Below are 17,525 nucleotides of genomic sequence, written 5' to 3' on the forward strand. Positions count from 1 at the left end.
TGCCTGCTCCTTATGCCAGTTTAGTGATGCTTGTGTTATTCAGAGGATTATATTCAGCACCGACCCAGCCCTTGTAGGCTGAAGCTTCGATGGCTGAAAACAGCGCAATAAAATCTATCGTCCCAGTGCCTGGTTGGTGTCTACCTGGGCAATCTGCAAATTGGATGTGCCCGATTTTATCAGCATATTGCTGAATGAAGTTAGCCGGGTTTTCCTGCATCATTTGCATATGATAAATATCATATTGCAATAGCAGGTCAGGATGATTGATTGCGTTGATTACTGACAACATCTGTGCGCTGCTATGAATAATAAAATCGGGCATATCAACTGTATTAATGGCTTCAAAGACTGTTTTGATGCCTAGAGGTGAGAGAGCTTTAATGGCATAGCGCAGATTATCCTTAAATGTTTGTTGATATAATAAAAGCCTGGTTTTATCAAAACAGCGGCCAGGTAAGATGTTGATCACATCGGGCTTTAGTATTTTTGCATAAGCGACCGATTTAGCGACAGCCTGTCTAAATTGCTGTTGTTTTTCAGGCACGGCAGCCAGACCTTCGCCGCCTGGTAATAAATCATCCGCATCAACATTGAATAATACCAGTTTTAATTGCTGTCTATCCAGTTCCTGGCGAATTGTATTTGCGCTTAACTCATAGGGGAACTGGATTTCCACGGCGGTAAAACCGTGTTTTTTTGCAGCCTGGAAACGTTGTTGCAAAGGAACTTCAGTAAATAATAAACTTAGGTTAGCAGTAAAACGTAGCATGGATCTTACCTATTACTGTAGAGCGGACTTTAGTCCGCTAATGGGCGCGGGTGTTGCTATTGATCCTAAAAAAATCAGTTGAGCGCGGGATTATAGTGCAAGATATTGGTTTCACAGTGCTTTAAAAAATCTTAGCTTCACCCATAGCTTAAGTGGGTATTTTTTTAAGTGCTGTGGAATCAAAAGATTGTGCTAGAAACCGTGAGCAACTGATCTTTCCAGGTTGAAGATAGGTGCTGGGCTTAGCGGACTAAAGTCCGCTCTACAGGTGCTGATTCCTCTAGTGGGTTCTGGTTAATATACTGACTAAGTTTTGCAAAGTCCTGTAGCGAAATAGTTTCTGCTCGTAAGGTCGGGTCTATATCCAGTGCGGTAATATTTGTTTCGGTAATCAATTTTTTCAGCGAGTTACGTAAGGTCTTGCGTCGCTGTGAAAAGGCAGTGGTGACCACAGTATTGAGCATTTTTACGGAATCTACGCTAACGGGTGGCTGTGCGTGTGGCTCTAGACGGACAATTGAGGACATCACCTGGGGGGCAGGATTAAAGCTTTCAGGAGGGACGTCAAACAGATGTTCTGTCGCACAGTAATACTGCATCATAATACTTAGCCGGCCATATTTCTTACTGCCTGGGCCCGCACAAATTCTATCGACTACTTCTTTTTGCAGCATAAAAGTCATATCGGCGATGCGCGGTGTGTTTTCCAGTAAATGAAACATTAACGGTGTGGAAATATTGTAGGGCAGGTTGCCTAATATATGTAGCTTTTCCTCGGCTTGGGCTAAGGATGAAAAATCAAACTTTAGAGCATCTGAGCTGTGTATGGTTAAATTACTGTATTGTTCGAATTTGAATCCAAGAAATTTTACCAGATCCCTATCCAGCTCAACGACATCTAATTGTACGCCATTCTTTAATAAAGGCTCGGTTAATGCGCCTTGCCCCGGGCCGATTTCTACCCAATGCTCAGCTTGCTGGTAATTAAGTGAACCTAGAATATTGTCAATAATATGCTGGTCATGCAAGAAATTCTGTCCAAAACGTTTACGTGCTTTATGTGCCATAGTGAATTGTTATTAAGTGCTAGGTTACTTTAATCTAGAAAAATCAGTTGCTCACGGTTTCTAGCACAAGGTCTTGATCCCACTGCACTTCCAAAAAATGCCCGCTTAAGCTATGGGTGAAGCTAAGATTTTTTGAAAGTATTATATTAATTCAATATCTTGCACTATAAATTCGCGCTCAACTGATTTTTCTAGGATTAATAAATCTATGTTGAACTGCTATACTTCGCGCGGTCACGGATGCGGTTGTATAGTAAGCTAATTTTTGTCGCTAGCAAGACGCTGAAACTAGCGCATAGCTAGCTACGTAACGGTTTTAGCAACGTAGCTATCAGCAAAAACTCAGCTGCTAGAAATCCGCATCTGCGACCGCGGGAAGTATAGACATCTGTATTGCGGTTTGCAAGGCGAACACTAGACTGTTGACTTCTGCTTTACCTGTGCCCGCGAGATCCAGAGCTGTGCCATGGTCAACCGAAGTGCGGATGATGGGTAAGCCTAGGGTAATATTTACTGCTTTACCAAAGCCTTTGTATTTTAATACTGGCAAGCCCTGGTCATGATACATGGCTAGCACTGCATCCGCTTTTTCTAGATATTTAGCCGTGAATAATGTATCTGCCGGAAGTGGGCCTTGTAAGTTTATGCCATCCTGGCGACATTTATCTAAAGCAGGCTCAATCACTTCAATTTCTTCGCGTCCCAAATGTCCCCCTTCGCCGGCATGGGGATTAAGTCCGCAGACTAGTATATGTGGCTGTTTTAAGCCAAAACGGAGACGTAAATCCGCATCTAATAAATGGATGACCGTGAGTAAGGTCTCCTGAGTAATTGCCTTACTTACTTCAGCCAGTGGTAAATGAGTCGTTGCCAGAGCAACGCGCAGACCCTCTGTTGCCAGCATCATCACGGGATGCCCGCCGGTAATCGAGGCTATATATTCGGTATGTCCGCTAAAGGCTATGCCCGCATCATTTATGACGCCTTTATGTACAGGCGCGGTGACCATTGCAGCAAACAGGCCCGAAATGCAGCCTTTGGTTGCAGTCTCGATAATTTGTAAGACGTAAGCGCTATTAGCGGTATTTAATACACCGCAGTCTGCTGGCTGATTTAAGCTGCAGGGTAAAACTGTTAGGGCACCAGAGAGATGTTGCCTGATTTCATGTTGAGGATTAAAGATATTAATGCTCAGCGGCATATCAAGTTGTTTTGCACGTTGATGTAGCAGCTCAGGATCTGCAATAACAACGAGTTCGCAGGCTAGTTCGTATTGTGCTAACTGTATGCATAAGTCGGGACCTATACCCGAGGGTTCACCTGATGTTAAAGCAATGCGGGGGAGTGTTGTAGGCACGGTTAGTGGTTAATAATGAAAATAGTTATTTTATCACCAAAGCGATAACTGACGATAAGTACTTGCATAGATTCCCTGTCATAACTAGGAGTGCAATAGCTTTAGGCACCTGGAAATGAATAAGCGTCCAATGTTTGGGCAGGATTTTTGTTTGTCATTAGTGCTGTAGTAATAGGCGCATAGCTGGCTACGTAACTATTGCTACAGTGCTAATGACAGACAAAAAGACCAGTAAAGTTGGATGATGTGTGTTTCCAGGTGCCTTAGAGACTGTGAAAGTATTCGTTTTTAGGCATGCTTCATAGAAAGCCAAAAGTAGTTTACATTTACAACGATAAACCCATCTTAAAAACTGTCCACGAAAAACACGAAAAACACGAAAAACATGAAAATATTTTTAACGGGTGCCATGCTATGCGCTGTTTTCAAAAGAATACCTGATTACGTACAACTCTCAGCCATAGTAGAATAAAGCTTGAAACATCAGTATGTTAAAAACCTCGTCATTCCCGAAGTCTTGTATCGGGAATCTATGCTTATCTGACTAGATTCCTGCTTAAAGCATGCAGGAATTATGAAGTATAGCTGAGAGTTATGGGTAATCAGGAAGGAATATGAAGCATGTCGTCAATTTTCGTGTCTTTGGTGATTTTCGTGGATAAAAGTGTAAACAGGGAAATAAAAGATGCCCGTTTTTATCTACAAAAAATGCCGTTATGTAGACTGAGGTATTGAACCCCAGACTCAACAACTTAACTCACATTTATTGCTGGATTTCGTACCTCAACCCATCAGCCGACACTGAATACTTTCACAGTTTCTTTAGTTACTGTAGTTAGCAAAAAAACTGAAGATTTTTTACTGCTGCTTGTAAAACGAAAATAAATGCTTTATTATCCTACCGAACGAACGTTAGGTAGAGATTGTGGATTCTAAAGAAAATATATTACAGATAGCGGTGACGCTATTTTCTAAGCAGGGTTTTGATGGTGTATCTATGCGAGACCTCGCAAAAGCAGTCAATATGAGTACTGCGGCTGTTTATCATCATTTCCCTAATAAGCACGCCTTATATCTGCAGGCAATGCATTTTGCCTTTGCTAAGCAGGAAAGTGCCTTCGATGAAGTATGGCAGGCAGAGCTAGAGGCCGAAGAAAAACTCAGGCGATTTGTTAATTGTCTGACGCAAGTGTTAACAGAGGATGTTGATTTTAGACGCTTTATGCAAAGAGAGTTGCTGGATGCGGATGATGAGCGCATGCAACTACTCGCAAAACAGGTTTTTCAACAGCAGTTCACACAGTTGATGACTGTGATTGAACAACTCAGCGGTTCACAGCAACCGGTTCATTTTAGCGCACTCAGTGTGATTGCTCTGGTGTGCGATATTATTCAAATGCAACCCCTAAGTCGGCATTTACCAGGCTGGCAGGCGGAACATGAGGAGGTCGATTTTATTGCCACACATGTCCTGAATTTATTAATGAATGGAATTAAACCCAAAGGAAATCAATAATGAAAAAAAACGCACTATCAAGCCAAATAGGCGAGTTTTCAGTCAAACATCCCTGGTGGGTTTTGCTCTTGAGTCTCATTTTTATCGGGCTTAGCGGGGCAGGGATTAAAGGGCTGGAATTCACTAATAATTATCGCGTCTTTTTTGGTGAAGATAATCCGCAGCTATTAGCCTTTGATGCGCTCCAAAAAACTTATAGTAAAAGTGATAACGTCATGATTCTGGTTGAGCCTGCGAGTGGCGATGTGTTTACCAGAGAAAATCTGCAGGCGATTGTAGAGTTGACCAAGCAAGGCTGGCAATTACCCTATTCTAGTCGGGTTGATTCGATTACAAATTTTCAGCATACCATCGCCGAAGAAGATGATCTGATTGTTGCTGATTTAATTATCCAGCCACTAGAAATGACGGATGAGCAATTACAGTATGTTAAGCAAGTTGCTTTAAACGAGCCTCTGCTGAAAGACCGCCTGGTATCCAAAACAGGACATGTGTCCGGCGTTAATGTGACCATGCAATTACCGGGCACTAATCCGATGGAAGCCATGGAAATTACCACGGTAGTGCGGAAAATGGTCGAGGAATTTAAATTAAAACATCCTGATTTAACGCTGCATTTGAGTGGCATGGTGATGATGAATAATGCCTTTGGCGAAGCATCGTTAAAAGATAACTCAACACTTATTCCGCTTATGTATGGCATCGTCATAAGTACTTACGCAAAATTAATTTAACGAAAAAAGGTGTCATAATAAACAATTATTTTGCTGACTCTAAATGTTTGTGCTCTATATAAAACACCTACTCCCAGAAGAAATTACTGCTTTAAATGTGATGCATAAAAACCATCCACTTCATTTAAGTAGAAGTCGAGCTCATGCTATTTTATTAAGTTTCAAAGAGCATTCTGTTCCCATGATTTGTTCTATTTATAACGTATGCCGCCAAACTGTTTCCACTTGGTTTTCTAACTGGGAAAAGAATGGAATCGATGGATTGGTTGACTGTCAGGGAAGAGGACGGCGAGGTATTTTAACTGAAAAACAACAAATAAGCTTAGTCCAGAGAGTTGAAAAATCTCCTAGATCATTAAAATCAGTACTAGCAAAATTTGAAGAAGATCTAGGCATTTCAGTTAGCATTGATACTATAAAACGTATTTGTAAACAAGCTGATCTTGTTTGGAAACGAGTTAGAAAATCCTTAAGGATAAAGCGTAATCAAGATAAATTTGATTTGGCAACCGATGAAATAAAAGAATTAATACAACAACATAAAGAGAATGAACTTGATTTGTGCTACTTTGATGAGTCGGGGTTTACACTAGAACCCTGTGTTCCTTATGCTTGGCAACAGTCAGGTGAGACGATTGAAATACCAAGCTCAAACAGCAAGCGTCTTAATGTATTAGGTTTTGTTAACAGAGATTGCAGGTTTGATTCTTTTGTTTTTGAAGGGAGTGTAAACACTTCGGTTGTTGTGGCTTGTATTGATGAATTTGCTAAACAGATTAAAAAACCAACAACTCTTATTATTGATAATGCATCGACTCATACGAGTAATGAATTTAATGAAAACCTTGAAAGGTGGAAAGAAAAAAACCTATCCATTTACCGTATACCGCCATACTCACCCGAGTTAAATATTATCGAGATTATATGGCGTAAAATAAAATACGAATGGCTTCCTTTTTCAGCTTATGAATCCTATGCCTCTCTTCAGGAAGAATTATTTAAGGTGCTGTCTAATATTGGAAAGAATTACAAAGTAGAGTTTGCATAAAAGGTTAAATTAATTTTGCATGGGTACTTACTGGTGTTGATTATTTGTTTGCGCTCATTTACCGCAACATTTAGTGTGATTTTCCTGATTATTTTTTCAATTATAAGTGCGCTCGGCCTGGGAATCTATGCGGGTATAAAATTAACACCGACCTCGGCAATGGCGCCGACCATTATATTAACCATGGCGGTTGCTGATTGTGTGCATTTACTGATTACTTTTTTACATAATATGCGCCTGGGCCATGAGAAAAAGCAGGCGATGCAGGAAAGTCTGCGGATTAATTTTCAACCTATCATGTTAACCAGTGTTACTACTGCGATTGGTTTTTTAAGTCTTAATTTTAGTGATGCCCCGCCTTTTAGAGATTTGGGGAATATCGTTGCAGTCGGTGTGTTAATAGCCTTTTTGTTATCGGTGACGCTATTGCCGGCATTGATGACGCTGCTTCCGGTACGAGTGAAAATAAAACAAGAACTCGATAATTCTGGCATGCAACGCCTGGCATCTTTTGTTATTAAAAGACGTAAAGCCTTGTTGATTGGTAATAGTATATTAGCGCTGGTTCTGATGAGTTTTATTCCGCTTAATGAGATTAACGATGAATTTGTAAAATACTTCGATGAAAGCATTGAGTTCAGGCGTGCTACCGATTTTATGAATGACAATTTAAGCGGCATCTATAATGTAGAAGTATCAATCGATACGGGTGAGTCTGGTGGGATTAGTGAGCCTGCTTTTTTAACTAAAATCGAGCAGTTTAAAGAATGGTTATACGAGCAGCCTGAAATCGTACATGTCAATAGTATTACGGATACTTTTAAGCGTTTAAATAAGAATATGCATGGCGAACAGCAGGAATGGTACAAGTTGCCTGAAAAACGTGATTTATCGGCTCAATATTTATTGCTCTATGAAATGTCACTACCCTATGGCCTGGATTTAAACGATCAAATTAATATAGATAAATCAGGCGTACGCGTGATTGCTAGTATGGAAAATTTATCAACTAAACAAATGCTGGATGTTGAGCGACGGCTGCATAACTGGATGGATGTAAACTTTAGTGAATACACGATTAACGCTGCCAGCCCGGTATTGATGTTTTCGCATATAGGGCAGCGTAATATTATCCGTATGTTAATCGGTTCATTAGCTGCACTCGTGTTGATTTCCATTATTTTAATTGTAGCTTTTCGTTCGGTGAAGTTAGGTTTAATTAGCTTGATTCCCAACCTGATTCCTGCTGGTATGGCATTTGGTATCTGGGGTTTGATTGATGGCCAGGTGGGGCTTGGTTTATCGGTAGTGACCGGAATGACCATCGGGATTGTGGTGGATGACACAGTACATTTTATTAGTAAATATCGCCGCGCTAAAGTTGAAAAAGGTCTGTCCTCCGAAGAGGCGGTGCGCTATGCATTTTCTACAGTGGGTGTGGCACTCTGGGTAACCTCATTAGTATTAGTGAGTGGCTTTGTCGTGCTGTCAACCTCTTCATTTTTGATGAATAGCGGTATGGGCTTAATGACCGCAATCACGATCGCCGTTGCTTTAACAATGGATTTCCTGTTTTTACCCCCGATTTTGATGACTTTAGATAAAAAGCGTGGCTAAGCCATCGGATTGTTGTAGAGCGGATATTAGTCCGCACCCCTGTTTTCTATTAGGAGAAAGAAAAATGAAAAAAGTTGTACTCAGTTTAATGTTTAGTTTACTGCCGGGGATCGCTTTTGCAGAAGACATCAATGCAGAAGTGATAAGCGTGGAACCCGTGCAGATAGAAGAAATAAACACAGAGCAAAAAGGCTTTGAAGTCATGCAGGAAATGGATAAGCGAGATATGGGCTGGGGCGATATGTCCACGAGTATGCAAATGGTCCTGAAAAATAAAAATGGCGATGAGCATGTGCGTAATCTAAAAATGACTACTCTGGAAATGCAGGATGATGGCGATAAAAGCTTAAGCATTTTTGATAGCCCAAGAGATATTAAAGGCACGGCTTTTTTAAGCTTTACTCATGCCTTGGATGCTGATGAACAATGGCTGTATTTACCTGCATTAAAAAGGGTTAAGCGGATTTCATCGAGTAATAAATCTGGCCCTTTTCTGGGCAGTGAATTTGCCTTTGAAGATTTAACTTCATTTGAGCTAAAAAAATATAAATATAATTATTTACGTGAAGAAGTCGTGGATGGAATTGATAGCTTTGTGATTGAAACCTACCCGCAATACAAGCACTCAGGTTATACCCGTAACATCGTGTGGGTCGATAAAGAACGCTATATTCCGATTAAAATTGATTATTATGATCGTAAAGATGCTTTGCTGAAAACCCAGACTTTTAATGATTATCAGCAATATTTAGATCAGTACTGGCGTGCCAATAATTCTTATATGGAAAACCATTTAACAGGAAAAAGTACCACACTGGTATGGGAAAACTACACTTTCCGCAATGGCTTAACCGAGCGTAACTTTGATAAAAACACCCTAAAACGTTCGCGCTAATTTTAAACGTGTAGGCCGGGTTAGATTATCAAACGTAGCGCGATAACGTAACTCGGTAATGCACAATATTGATTCTGAGAAAGATCATTTATTTTTACCATGAAGAACATGAAGGACTTGAAGAAATGACTGGTTTTTCTGTATTCATTTGTAAAAGTGCCTTATGTACTTTTATAACAAGCTATTAACTTTTTAACAATTTGTTTTTTCTTTTCTCCTTCATTATATTCATGCCCTTCATGGTAATAAAAGCAGCATATATTAGTTGGGTAAAAATTTGGCATTACGTAGTGTCAATTTTAAACTGGCGATATGTGTGGCTGTTTTTTTGCTTGTTATCGATCCGGCCACTGTATGCCTGGGAGGTATCCGGCTATGTGGGGATAGAAGATCTAGCCTTTTATGAACAACCCATTGATCCACGGCAGCATATGAACTATCTGTCGGGAGTCATCGAGGCGGAACTGTATCATGAATGGGATAACGGCAATCAAGTGTTTGCTTTTGTGCCATTTTTTCGGGGAGCTCAATATGATAGTAACCGCACTCATTTTGATATTCGGGAACTGACTTATGTTTACGCCGCACAAGAATGGGAATTTCGTTTTGGCATACGTGAGGTTTTTTGGGGAGTGACTGAAGCCGTGCATCTGGTTAATATTATTAATCAGCGCGATATGGTGGAAAATATAGATGGTGAAGACAAACTAGGCCAGCCGATGATTAATTTTGCCTGGATTCAAGACTGGGGCACAATAGATTTATTTTTGTTGCCGGGTTTCCGGGAAATGCCTTTTACTGGTGTTGAGGGCAGACCCAGAACACAGCCCGCAGTGAGTGGTGATCAAGCAAGATTTGATAAGAATGGCTTTGAGCGACAAATGGCCTATGCGATACGCTGGTCACATTCGATGGGTGACTGGGATATAGGTCTATCCAATTTTTATGGTACCAGCCGTGATCCGGTTTTTTTGCTAGAACAGGATTCAGCGGGGCAGGTGTCTCTCATCCCTTATTATCAGAATATCAATCAAACGGGGCTAGATGTGCAGGCAACGATTGAAAGTTGGTTATTAAAGCTGGAAATGATTGTGCGGGTAAGTGAGGATAATACGACGTTCGGAACGGTGGCAGGGTTTGAATACACTTTTTTTAATATCAGTGAAACCGGACTTGATATAGGACTGCTGGCAGAATACCTCTACGATAGTCGTGGGATTTTTGCACCGACGGCTTTTCAGGACGATTTTTTTACCGGGATTCGATTTGCCCTAAATGATGTGCAGGATACGCAAATTCTGGCCGGTGTGATTGTGGATAGTAATACTTATGCACAGTTTTATAATATCGAGGCAAGCCGGCGCTTTTTTGATAATTTTAAATTAGAAGTCGAAGCACGATTTTTTAATGGTGCATCCCCCGGTGATCCTTCATATTCATTCCGTAATGATAGTCATTTCAGATTTGAGTTAAGTTATCATTTTTAATTAGGCAGACATTCCAGTATTGCTAACTTCGACTGTAGGGCGTGGCTTTAGCCCGCCGATAGTGCACAAAAGCGGGCTAAAGCCACGCCCTACAACTCTGCCCTCAAGCAGATTAATTATGCTTGGGTACTTAATGGCGGCTGAGCCGGTCCGGTCTCATGAACCACCACAGCATCCCCAGTCTGCAAAATGCCTAAGCCATCATGTAGCGCATTCTGACCAAAAAATACCTTGTTATTCCATTTCCTGGTTTGTGCCAGCGTGCGCAGAGGCTCTTTGTCAATAAGTGCGGTATCCGGGTCAATCTGCGGAACCGAGCAGCGCGAACAAGGCTTGGGTAATCTAAAGTCAATCTCACCGATACTGATTTTTCGCCATTTGTCTTCTGCATAAGCTGAGCAATCAGTCATCACCAGATTCGGACGAAAGCGGCGCATAGACAGCGATAGAGCCATTTGCTGATTCAACAAGGCTAGCGAAGCATCGGAAACTATCAGAAAAGGAAAGCCATCACTAAAAGACGTCTGGTCATCAGCGAGCGCATATTTTTGATCAACCGTACGAATATTTTCATCTGGCTGATAAACCAGTGTACAGGGGAATTGTAAAAAATCGCTAAACCACTGGCTGGCTGACTGATTGACTTCATGAGCCAGGCACTTATCATCCCAGACAGTGACTTCCCTGCTTAGCATTGTTGTCGGTGGTTCCAGTATAAGCACTAAATCGGCTCGATCTGGCGCAGAGATAATTAATTGCTGGCCTATAATTTGAGTTTTTAGCAATGCCATTTTTGGCAGACTGCGTTGCGATAAGAACTGTTGTTGATCATCTACCAACATCCATTTTCTATCATATTTTAGTCCAGTTCTGGAGACCTCCCAATGATCAACCTTGATGCCGGCTAGAGACTTGATAGGGTAAATATAAATTTCACTTAAACGGGGCATGAATTTTTCCTGAAAACAGAATTACACAAGGGCTTTCGATGCATCTAATATATAATAAAAAACTATTGATATATAGATTGATTTGAATAATTATTAAAAAATGTCCTGCGTTCGCTTCTTCCCACTTTATATAGTTTTATTGTCCCTGATCTGTAGCAAGCAGCTCTTAGCTAGTGAGCCTCAGGAAATCAAGATTGCTTATTTTACTCAGGAAAAAAAAGTACCGCCCGCTTTATCTAATCTAGACCCTTTTATCCCGGATAAGGGCTTGCAAGGCGCTATATTAGGCTTAAAAGATAATAATACTACCGGCCAGTTTACCGCCCAGAATTATTTATTAGAGCAGGTGATCGTGCCTATAGGTGGCGATATTAAGCAGGCTTTTGTTGAAATACTCAATCAAGGCATACAGTTGATTATTGTTAACTTGCCTGCAGAGCAGTTGGTGCAATTGCAGGCACTGAATAATAATCAGGCCTTGCTGTTTGATGTCGCGACTCGCACTGATGCCTTTCGCCAGAATCAATGCCTGAGCAATGTTCTGCACTTATTACCCAGTCGTGCCATGCGTGCAGATGCCTTAGCGCAATATATGTTGAAAAAGCGCTGGAAGCGCTGGTTTCTAGTGACGGGAAATACCCCTGAAGATGCTTTGTATGCCAAGGCAATTAAGCGCTCAGCGAAACGCTTTGGCATGAAAATCACTGCAGAAAAAAAGTGGCTGCATAGCTATGATGCAAGACGAACCGCGCAATCCGATATTCCTGTGTTTACTCAGGTTGATGATTATGATGTGCTCGTGGTTGCTGATGAGCAGGGTTTGTTCGGCGAATATATCAGCTATCGAAGCTGGTTGCCCAGACCGGTAATCGGTACTCAGGGCCTAGTTGCCACAGCATGGCATCGTACACATGAACAATGGGGTGCGGTGCAAATTCAAAATCGCTTTAAAGCTCTGGCTAACAGGCAAATGCAGGAGCAGGATTATGCGGCATACCTGGCTGTGCGTGCAATAGGAGAAGCCGCTACCCGTACCCGGTCCATAGATGTGGTGGCAGTGAAAGCCTATTTATTCAGTGAGCGCTTTAAATTGCAAGGCTATAAAGGCAGAGCGCTGAGCTTTAGAAGTTGGAATGGACAATTGCGTCAACCGGTATTATTAGCAGCACCGACTTCCTTAGTTATTGCAGCGCCATTAGAAGGTTTTTTACATCCCAAAAATGAATTAGACAGCTTAGGCTATGATCAGTCAGAAACACAATGCCAATAGGAAAGGATATGCAATCCAGAATTTTAATGAGTACCGCTTTATTTATTTTTTCAACAATAAGTAGCGCTGAAACAGTATTTGTCAGCCTGGAAAAAGACAATGCTATCGCAGTAGTCGATCCCATCGCCGGTAAACTTATCAAAACGGTGCCGATAGGTCTAAGGCCACGCGGCATACAATTAAGTCCCGATGCGCAGACCCTGTATGTAGCCACCAGCGATGATGATACGGTGCTTGAGCTGGATGCCAATACCTTGGCAGAAAAAACCAAGCTACCTTCTGGGGAAGATCCGGAAACTTTTGCCATTAATTCATTGGGAACACGTATGTATGTGTCTAATGAAGATGATAATCAGGTAACGGTGATAGATTTACTCTCCAGGAAAGCGATACATACTATAGGCGTTGGCGTTGAACCTGAAGGTATTGCCGTGAGTCCTGATAATCAGTGGATAGTCAGTGCCTCGGAAACGACCAATATGGTGCACTGGATTGATGCTAATACGTATGAAATTAAGGCAAATACTTTAGTCGATCCACGCCCCAGAGCTTTAAGCTTTACCGCAGATGGACAACAACTATGGGTGACTTCTGAAATTGATGGCACTTTAATGGTTATTGATGTGGCAACTAAAGAAATTACTCAGCGAGTTCATTTTTCAGTGCCAGGTCTTGGTAAAGAAAAAATCCAGCCAGTAGGTGTCGTGGTGGATGATGTTCGGCAGTGGGCCTATGTTGCGCTAGGGCCTGCCAATAGAGTTGCAGTGGTTAATGCACAAACTTACGAAGTTGAAAAGTACTTGTTAGTAGGAGCAAGAGTCTGGAATCTGGCTTTTTCACCGACACAACAGCGTTTATATACTACTAACGGTGTGAGCCACGATATATCAATAATAGATCTAGCAGAACATAAAGTGACTAAATCCATAGCCGTAGGGCGTTACCCCTGGGGCGTAGCAGTTAAACCATAAATTTAATTAAGGGTGGGTAGTATGTAGGACCGACAAGACGGTGCAATGCTGTTGGCTTAAGAATATACTCCTTCTCCAGAGGGAGAAGGCTGGGATGAGGGGATTATAAATGCTTGATTTTATCCTCCTCACACAACCCAGCAATAGAGGGCTTAAGACAACAGCATTGATCGCACTGGGTCACTGATGGGTTTCATTGCAAATTATGTGTGTCATTGTATGACAGCACAGAATACTACATTCTACCCGTCCTGCTTTTATTGAAATTTGTAAGACATGATCAGGATATAAATGGCTAATCATTTAGCGCTGGAAATAACAGACTTAAACTTTTCCTACGGGAAAAAACAGGTTCTGCAAGATTTGAATTTAACGGTTGCAGCAGGGCAGTGCTGTATATTACTAGGCCCGAATGGTGCAGGGAAAAGCACCCTGTTTTCTCTGATAACTCGTTTGTATGCTCATAATCTGGGTGATATACAGCTTGCCGGGTTTGATATCCAGAAACAACCTTTAAAAGCATTGGCACAGTTAGGCGTGGTATTTCAGCAAACAACGCTGGATCTGGACTTATCGGTACAGCAAAACTTACGTTACCATGCCGCATTGCAAGGAATCAGCAGAAAAAAAGCTAATCTGGGTATACAAGAGCAACTAGAGCGCCTGGGCATGTATGAACGGCGTAAGGAAATCGTACGTCAGTTAAATGGTGGGCATAGGCGGCGCGTTGAAATAGCCCGTGCGTTGATGCATAAACCCGGCGTGCTGTTACTGGATGAGCCAACGGTAGGGCTGGATGTGCCGAGTAGACAAACAATTGTAAAACATGTTCATCAGTTAGTGGAAGAGGGTGACCTAGCGGTACTCTGGGCAACACACTTAATGGATGAGATCTACGAGTCAGACAAAGTGGTGCTGATTCATCAGGGTGCGGTTAAAGCGCAAGGCGCGATGACAGATATTATGCAACAGGCAGAAGCGGATAATATCAATGATGCTTTTTTTAAATTAACTCAGGGAAATAGCTAATGCGAATATCTCATTACTGGTTTGCCCTCTGGGGTATTGTATTCAGAGAGTTATTACGTTTTGTTAAACAAAAAGAACGTTTTCTGTCCGCATTAGTCAGACCCTTAATCTGGCTATTTGTCTTTGCTGCCGGTTTTAGGGCGGCATTAGGTATCGCGATTATTCCACCCTATGATACTTATATACTTTATGAGGTATATATAACGCCAGGGCTAATCGGCATGATCCAGTTATTTAATGGGATGCAAAGTTCCTTGTCCATGGTCTATGACCGGGAAATGGGGAGCATGCGCATATTACTGGTTAGTCCTTTGCCGCGCTGGTATTTGTTATTATCAAAATTACTGGCAGGTGTTTTTGTTTCCATATTGCAAGTTTACGTGTTTTTAGGTATCGCCTGGTTTTATGAAATACAGGCACCCTTGGAAGGATATTTATGGTTACTGCCTGCGCTGGTACTCAGCGGGTTAATGCTGGGGGCCTTAGGTTTATTGTTGTCATCCTTTATTAAGCAACTGGAAAATTTTGCCGGGGTGATGAATTTTGTTATCTTTCCGATGTTTTTTATGTCGACAGCATTGTATCCCTTATGGAAACTACAGGAATCTAGTGAATGGCTTTATAAAGTTGCAGAATATAACCCTTTTTCTCAAGCAGTTGAATTTTTGCGCTTTGCCATGTATGCTCAGTTCAACCAACAAGCTTGTGTTTATACCGCAGTTGCATTTGCGCTATTTTTGATACTTGCTATCATAGGTTATAATCCTTCCAAAGGAATGATGAAACGGAAAGGGCGGTAATTAGAAGCGTAATAACTGACGGTTCTGCGTACAATAATAAACTAATAATTTCATTTGGTTGGCAGTAAACAGCTAAATAAATAATAAAAATAACTAAACCATAAATGAGGAATAACCCATGAGTGAAGATAAATCCACTAAAGAAGTAATAGAAGATATTAAAGAAACTGTAGAAGAAGTAGTCGAAGATGTAAAAGAAACAGTTGAAGAAGTAGTCGAAGATGTAAAAGAAACAGTTGAAGAAGTAGTCGAAGACGTAAAAGAAACAGTTGAAGAAGCGGTAGATGCTGTAGAAGATGTAGTTGATAATGCCAAGCCCGCGCTAATGAAACTTAAAGATGAAAACCCTAAGGTATTTTTTGGTGGTATTGCAGCTATCGTTGTTGTAGCTGGACTGTTTTTCTTTTCTGGTGGAAGTTCTAAAACACAGCATGTACAAAAAATCGCTTATGAAGTAGGGCAGACATATACCTTGCAAGCACCTAATTCATTACCTGGTTCAGGTTCAACACTGAAGATTTTGAAAATACCCGGTCAAATGGCTTCATTCGATAATGAAAGTGAAGATGTAGTTTGTAACGCGCCTTCTGGTACTCGGGCGACTCTCAAAAGTTTTCAAGAAGCTTTTGGCAGGAAAAATCTTTTTGCTCATATAGAAATACTCGAAGAAGTTGCTGATTGTCGTAAAGGCGTTAAAGGCTGGACATTAACAACTAATTTGAAATAATTTATTAGAGCTTATTGACAGAATCCGTAATGTCGCTATAATAAGCAATTCAATCAGAGCGGGAATAGCTCAGCTGGTAGAGCACAACCTTGCCAAGGTTGGGGTCGCGAGTTCGAATCTCGTTTTCCGCTCCAAAAGATTTTAAAGCCGCGACATTCGCGGCTTTTTTATTTAGTTTATAAGGCTGCGTAGCAAAGTGGTTATGCAGTGGCCTGCAAAGCCATCTACAGCGGTTCGATTCCGCTCGCAGCCTCCATAAAAGTACCATTCAGTCATTCATAAAGCGGGAATAGCTCAGCTGGTAGAGCACAACCTTGCCAAGGTTGGGGTCGCGAGTTCGAATCTCGTTTTCCGCTCCATGTTCATGTTTTTATCTTATTTAAACCCTGCTCCTCAGGGTAAGCAAAAAAATCAATCTTGTTCAATTGCTTCACGTAAAATGTAGCATAGTGAAAGCTATGGCTAATCGTGATTTTTTTACTATGTGGGCAATATGAGCAGATATTCAAAAAAACAACCGACATCTCCTGAAACGCAAGAAGAAGCACTTAAAGTTGCTAAAGCAACTCAGCGAGCAGGGCAAACTAAAGAGCAGACCAAGCTAATTGCTCAAGGCATCCAGAAGGGCATAGAGTTATATAAAAAGCAGCAGAAAGAAAGGTCGCGTGAGCTAAATAAAAAACTCAAAAAAGTAACCGGAAAATTAAATCAGCTGGATGAAGAGACAGAACATGAATTAAATACCGAGATTATTTATCACCAGAGCACTTTACCTTGGGTTTTATTAGTACTCAGCTGGGCTGGGTTCGGAGCTTATTTTCTGTTGAGCAGTTTTAATCTATAATCCTGAAAAATAATTAAGACACTGATCTATAACGGTTATATTGGTAATCGTTTGATGTTGCTCACTACATATTCTTACCTGATTACCTATAACTCTCAGCTATAATTCGTCATTCCTGCATGCTTCTAGCAGGAATCTAGTTGGTTAAGCATAGATTCCCGATAAAAAACTTCGGGAATGACGAGTTTGTTAACATGCTGATTATTCACGTTTATTTTACTATAGCTGAGAGTCATACGTAATCAGGTATTCTTATATCTATTTTCCATACTAAAATAGATGCCTCTTTTTTGTCGTTCCATTGCCAGGTTAATTTCACGAGTTCGGTTGGGTTTGCGTAAAGTGGTGAATAGCCAAGAAGCCCTTTGCTTAGTGACTTTAGATGAAGTTTAAATTAATATTTTCCCGCGTATAAAAGCACCGATGATGACAGTACTAATA

General features: G+C 41.2%; 16 protein-coding genes and 3 tRNA genes. 15 read left to right on the forward strand and 4 right to left on the reverse strand.

Annotated elements, in window-relative coordinates:
• Window positions 1–10 precede the first annotated feature (10 nt).
• The 3 genes from ACQY3F_RS02625 to pdxA form a co-directional block, all read right to left on the reverse strand.
• On the reverse strand, window positions 11–772 hold the full coding sequence (locus tag ACQY3F_RS02625; protein WP_428353344.1) for a hydroxypyruvate isomerase family protein: 762 nt from the start codon (window positions 770–772) through the stop codon (window positions 11–13).
• 242 nt (window positions 773–1,014) lie between these two features.
• Window positions 1,015–1,839 (reverse strand): 16S rRNA (adenine(1518)-N(6)/adenine(1519)-N(6))-dimethyltransferase RsmA, encoded by an 825-nt coding sequence (gene rsmA, locus ACQY3F_RS02630; protein ID WP_428353345.1) that lies wholly within the window; start codon window positions 1,837–1,839, stop codon window positions 1,015–1,017.
• Window positions 1,840–2,188: 349 nt separating this feature from the next.
• On the reverse strand, window positions 2,189–3,196 hold the full coding sequence (gene pdxA, locus ACQY3F_RS02635; protein ID WP_428353346.1) for a 4-hydroxythreonine-4-phosphate dehydrogenase PdxA: 1,008 nt from the start codon (window positions 3,194–3,196) through the stop codon (window positions 2,189–2,191).
• Window positions 3,197–4,121: 925 nt separating this feature from the next.
• Between pdxA and ACQY3F_RS02640 the strand changes: the two genes are divergently transcribed.
• The 6 genes from ACQY3F_RS02640 to ACQY3F_RS02665 all read left to right on the forward strand — a co-directional run bounded on the left by ACQY3F_RS02640 (window position 4,122) and on the right by ACQY3F_RS02665 (window position 10,493).
• Window positions 4,122–4,712, forward strand: coding sequence for a TetR/AcrR family transcriptional regulator (locus tag ACQY3F_RS02640; RefSeq protein WP_428353347.1), 591 nt, complete (start codon window positions 4,122–4,124; stop codon window positions 4,710–4,712).
• A complete protein-coding gene (locus tag ACQY3F_RS02645; protein WP_428353348.1) occupies window positions 4,712–5,446 on the forward strand; it encodes a hypothetical protein in 735 nt (244 codons plus the stop codon). Before ACQY3F_RS02640 ends, ACQY3F_RS02645 begins: the two co-directional genes overlap by 1 nt.
• Before the next feature lie 43 nt (window positions 5,447–5,489).
• Window positions 5,490–6,494, forward strand: coding sequence for an IS630 family transposase (locus ACQY3F_RS02650; protein WP_428353111.1), 1,005 nt, complete (start codon window positions 5,490–5,492; stop codon window positions 6,492–6,494).
• A gap of 15 nt (window positions 6,495–6,509) precedes the next feature.
• Window positions 6,510–8,111 carry an efflux RND transporter permease subunit gene (locus ACQY3F_RS02655; RefSeq protein ID WP_428353349.1) on the forward strand — a complete coding sequence of 534 codons (1,602 nt, stop codon included), beginning with the start codon at window positions 6,510–6,512 and terminating at the stop codon, window positions 8,109–8,111.
• A 64-nt stretch (window positions 8,112–8,175) separates the two neighbouring features.
• Window positions 8,176–9,006: an outer membrane lipoprotein-sorting protein gene (locus tag ACQY3F_RS02660; protein WP_428353350.1), complete on the forward strand. Its 831-nt coding sequence runs from the start codon at window positions 8,176–8,178 to the stop codon at window positions 9,004–9,006.
• Between the two features lie 377 nt (window positions 9,007–9,383).
• Entirely contained in the window at window positions 9,384–10,493 is a 1,110-nt protein-coding gene (locus tag ACQY3F_RS02665) for a hypothetical protein (protein ID WP_428353351.1), read from the forward strand.
• A 116-nt stretch (window positions 10,494–10,609) separates the two neighbouring features.
• On the opposite strand, the gene ACQY3F_RS02670 is transcribed toward ACQY3F_RS02665, so the two are convergent.
• The gene (locus ACQY3F_RS02670; protein ID WP_428353352.1) at window positions 10,610–11,443 is read right to left on the reverse strand and encodes an MOSC domain-containing protein; all 834 of its coding nucleotides are present in this window, start codon (window positions 11,441–11,443) and stop codon (window positions 10,610–10,612) included.
• 100 nt (window positions 11,444–11,543) lie between these two features.
• Between ACQY3F_RS02670 and ACQY3F_RS02675 the strand changes: the two genes are divergently transcribed.
• The 9 genes from ACQY3F_RS02675 (at window position 11,544) to ACQY3F_RS02715 (ending at window position 17,084) form a co-directional block, all read left to right on the forward strand.
• Window positions 11,544–12,713 (forward strand): ABC transporter substrate-binding protein, encoded by a 1,170-nt coding sequence (locus ACQY3F_RS02675; protein ID WP_428353353.1) that lies wholly within the window; start codon window positions 11,544–11,546, stop codon window positions 12,711–12,713.
• Between the two features lie 8 nt (window positions 12,714–12,721).
• A complete protein-coding gene (locus ACQY3F_RS02680; RefSeq protein WP_428353354.1) occupies window positions 12,722–13,684 on the forward strand; it encodes a PQQ-dependent catabolism-associated beta-propeller protein in 963 nt (320 codons plus the stop codon).
• Window positions 13,685–13,975: 291 nt separating this feature from the next.
• The gene (locus tag ACQY3F_RS02685; protein WP_428353355.1) at window positions 13,976–14,713 is read left to right on the forward strand and encodes an ABC transporter ATP-binding protein; all 738 of its coding nucleotides are present in this window, start codon (window positions 13,976–13,978) and stop codon (window positions 14,711–14,713) included.
• Window positions 14,713–15,513: an ABC transporter permease gene (locus ACQY3F_RS02690; RefSeq protein WP_428353356.1), complete on the forward strand. Its 801-nt coding sequence runs from the start codon at window positions 14,713–14,715 to the stop codon at window positions 15,511–15,513. The genes ACQY3F_RS02685 and ACQY3F_RS02690 overlap by 1 nt, the downstream gene beginning before the upstream one ends.
• A 118-nt stretch (window positions 15,514–15,631) precedes the next feature.
• Entirely contained in the window at window positions 15,632–16,240 is a 609-nt protein-coding gene (locus ACQY3F_RS02695; RefSeq protein ID WP_428353357.1) for a hypothetical protein, read from the forward strand.
• Between the two features lie 58 nt (window positions 16,241–16,298).
• A tRNA-Gly gene (locus ACQY3F_RS02700) sits at window positions 16,299–16,374 on the forward strand.
• 48 nt (window positions 16,375–16,422) lie between these two features.
• Window positions 16,423–16,496: transfer RNA gene (locus ACQY3F_RS02705), tRNA-Cys, on the forward strand.
• Window positions 16,497–16,523: 27 nt separating this feature from the next.
• Window positions 16,524–16,599 (forward strand) — tRNA-Gly (locus tag ACQY3F_RS02710).
• 134 nt (window positions 16,600–16,733) lie between these two features.
• Window positions 16,734–17,084 (forward strand): DUF2956 domain-containing protein, encoded by a 351-nt coding sequence (locus ACQY3F_RS02715; RefSeq protein ID WP_428353358.1) that lies wholly within the window; start codon window positions 16,734–16,736, stop codon window positions 17,082–17,084.
• The last annotated feature ends 441 nt before the right edge of the window (window positions 17,085–17,525 follow it).

The sequence above is a fragment of the Methyloprofundus sp. genome, from assembly GCF_965251085.1.
Taxonomy (GTDB): domain Bacteria; phylum Pseudomonadota; class Gammaproteobacteria; order Methylococcales; family Methylomonadaceae; genus Methyloprofundus.